The organism is uncultured Anaerotruncus sp. (genome assembly GCF_902490045.1).
Taxonomy (GTDB): domain Bacteria; phylum Bacillota; class Clostridia; order Oscillospirales; family Ruminococcaceae; genus Anaerotruncus.
In genome coordinates this window covers 1-2,428 of record NZ_CABUCJ010000195.1, presented here as the reverse complement: position 1 = coordinate 2,428, position 2,428 = coordinate 1, and the positions used below count along the sequence as shown (strand labels likewise).

Below are 2,428 nucleotides of genomic sequence, written 5' to 3'. Positions count from 1 at the left end.
GTCCCCGGCGGGGCCGAAATCGCGGCGCGGACCTACAATCCGCGGCTGGGGATCGAAGGGGGAATCTCGATCCTTGGGACGACGGGCATCGTCGAGCCGATGAGCGAGACGGCGCTTGTGGACACGATCCGGGCAGAGCTGAAGGTGCTGCGCGCGTCAGGGAGCGGGCCGGTGCTCGTGACTCCCGGCAGCTACGGGGAGACCTTCTCGCGGGAGGCGCTCGGCCTGTCGGCGTCCCGCGCGGTGCTCTGCAGCAACTATGTCGGCGAGACGCTCGACTGCGCTGCCTCCCTCGGCTTTAGGGGGGTGCTTCTCGTCGGGCATCTCGGCAAGTTTGTAAAGCTCGCGGGCGGCGTCTTCCAGACGCACTCGCGCGTCGCGGACGCGCGCATGGAGATTTTGGCGGCGTATGCCGCGCTGGCCGGCGCGGATTCCACGCTGGTCGGAGAACTGCTCGACTGCGCGACGACCGACGCGGCGGCCGACCTGCTGGAAGCGGCGGGACTGCTGTCCCCGGTGATGCGTTCGGTGACGGAACGGGCGGAAAAGCAGGTCAAACGGCGCGCCGGGGAGCTTCCGGCGGAACTGGTGATCTATACCAACGCGCGCGGCGTCCTAGGGCAGAGCGGGGGCGCGCGGGAGATGCTGAAACAGCTGAAGAAATCGGAGGCGGCGACATGAAGGGGACACTCTACGGCGTGAGCGTCGGGCCGGGCGACCCGGGGCTTATCACCGTCCGGGCGGTGGAGGTGATCCGCGCCTGCGATGTGATCGCGGTGCCGCGCTCGTCGGACGGAGCGGAGCGGATCGCGCTCGGGATTGCGGGAAACGCGGTGCCCGAGCTCGACCGGAAGGAGCTTGTCGAGCTTTCGCTGCCGATGACGCGCGACCCGGATAGGCTCGAAACCGCACGCGCCGCCGCCGTGGAGACGCTTGCGGGTTATCTGCGGGCGGGAAAGGACGTCGCCTTCCTGACGATCGGGGATGTGACCGTCTATTCCACCTATGGCTACCTGCATGGGCGCGTAAAGGCCATGGGCTTTTCGGCGGAGATGGTGGCCGGGGTGCCCTCCTTCTGCGCGGCGGCCGCCCGTCTGGGGGAGCCGCTTACCGACGCGGCCAAGCCCCTGCACATCGTCCCGGCGCCCTACGAGGGGCTGGAGGAGGCGCTCAGCCTGCCGGGTACCAAGGTGCTGATGAAATCAGGGAAATGTTTCGGGGAGGTCCGCCGCCTGCTCGCGAAGCGCGGCCAGGATGCCAAGCTCGTCGAACGGTGCGGCCTGCCGGGCGAGCGGGTATTCCCCTCGCTCGGGGAAGCGCCCGACGACGCGGGCTACCTCTCGATCATCGTGGTAAAGGAGTGACCGCCTGATGGTGCATTTTGTGGGAGCGGGGTGCGGCGCGCCCGATCTGATCACCCTGCGGGGCCATCGGCTGCTGGCCGGTGCGGACGTCGTGATCTACGCGGGCTCCCTTGTAAATCCCGCGCTGCTCGAGGCTGCCAGGCCGGACTGTGAAATCCATGACAGCGCCGGGATGACCCTCGAGGAGGTGTTCGCGGTCATGCGGGCCGCCGGTAAGATGACGGTGCGCCTCCACACAGGCGACCCCGCGCTCTACGGCGCGATCCGCGAACAGATCGATTTGCTGAAGGAAGCGGGCATTCCCTACGACGTGACGCCGGGGGTCAGCGCCTTCAGCGGCGCGGCGGCGGCGCTCGGCGTAGAATACACGCTGCCCGGCGTTTCCCAGTCGGTCGTCATCACCCGGATGGCGGGCCGCACGCCGGTGCCTGAGCGGGAGGAGGTCGCCTCCTTCGCCGCCCACGGCGCGACGATGGTGATCTTTTTGAGTACCGGCCTGCTGCCCGCGCTGCGGGAGCGGCTGCTTGCGGGCGGATACCCGGAGGAGACGCCCGCCGCGATCGTCTATAAGGTGTCGTGGCCGGATGAAAAATGCGTGGTCGGAACGGTCGGGCGCCTGCCCGCGATGGCGGAGGAAAACGGCATTGTCCGCACGGCGCTCATCCTGGTTGGGGAATTCCTCGGCGAGCAGTACGACCGCTCGAAGCTCTACGACCCCGCCTTTTCCCACGGCTACCGGGAGGCGGAGCAATGAGGCTTTCGATCGCGGCGTTTACCGGGCGGGGCGCGGAGCTGGCCTTCCGGCTGGCGGACGCCCTCGCGGAAGAGGGAGGCTCTCCGCCCGAGGTCGCGGTTTTCGGGCGCGCGGGGGATTCCGGGGCAAGCCTGCGCGACTGGACGGAGGCCGCCTTTTCCCGGGATGGGATCATTTTTGTCGGCGCGTGCGGCATCGCGGTGCGTGCGGTCGCGCCCTTTGTCAGGGATAAATTCACCGACCCGGCGGTCGTCGCGGTCGACGAGCGGGGACGGTACGCCGTGGCGCTGCTGTCGGGGCACGCCGGGGG

General features: G+C 68.8%; 3 protein-coding genes and 1 pseudogene. All 4 read left to right on the top strand.

Features of this window, described 5'->3' with window-relative positions:
- On the top strand, window positions 1–681 hold a 681-nt coding region (cbiD, locus tag RDM88_RS12600), incomplete at its 5' end, for a cobalt-precorrin-5B (C(1))-methyltransferase CbiD (RefSeq protein WP_308755171.1).
- Window positions 678–1,364, top strand: a complete 687-nt coding sequence (gene cobI / locus RDM88_RS12595) for a precorrin-2 C(20)-methyltransferase (protein ID WP_308755170.1) — start codon at window positions 678–680, stop codon at window positions 1,362–1,364. The genes cbiD and cobI, both read left to right, overlap by 4 nt.
- Window positions 1,365–1,371: 7 nt before the next feature.
- Complete coding sequence (gene cobM / locus RDM88_RS12590) at window positions 1,372–2,118, top strand: precorrin-4 C(11)-methyltransferase (protein ID WP_308755169.1); 747 nt, start codon at window positions 1,372–1,374, stop codon at window positions 2,116–2,118.
- Window positions 2,115–2,428: pseudogene (locus RDM88_RS12585) on the top strand (cobalamin biosynthesis protein CbiG); the annotation flags it as partial. The gene cobM and the pseudogene RDM88_RS12585, both read left to right, overlap by 4 nt.

What these genes read in the sequence shown, in the direction of transcription:
- cobI (WP_308755170.1), top strand. Translation starts at nt 678, where the DNA reads ATGAAGGGGACACTCTACGGCGTGAGCGTCGGGCCGGGCGACCCGGGG.
- cobM (WP_308755169.1), top strand. Translation starts at nt 1,372, where the DNA reads ATGGTGCATTTTGTGGGAGCGGGGTGCGGCGCGCCCGATCTGATCACC.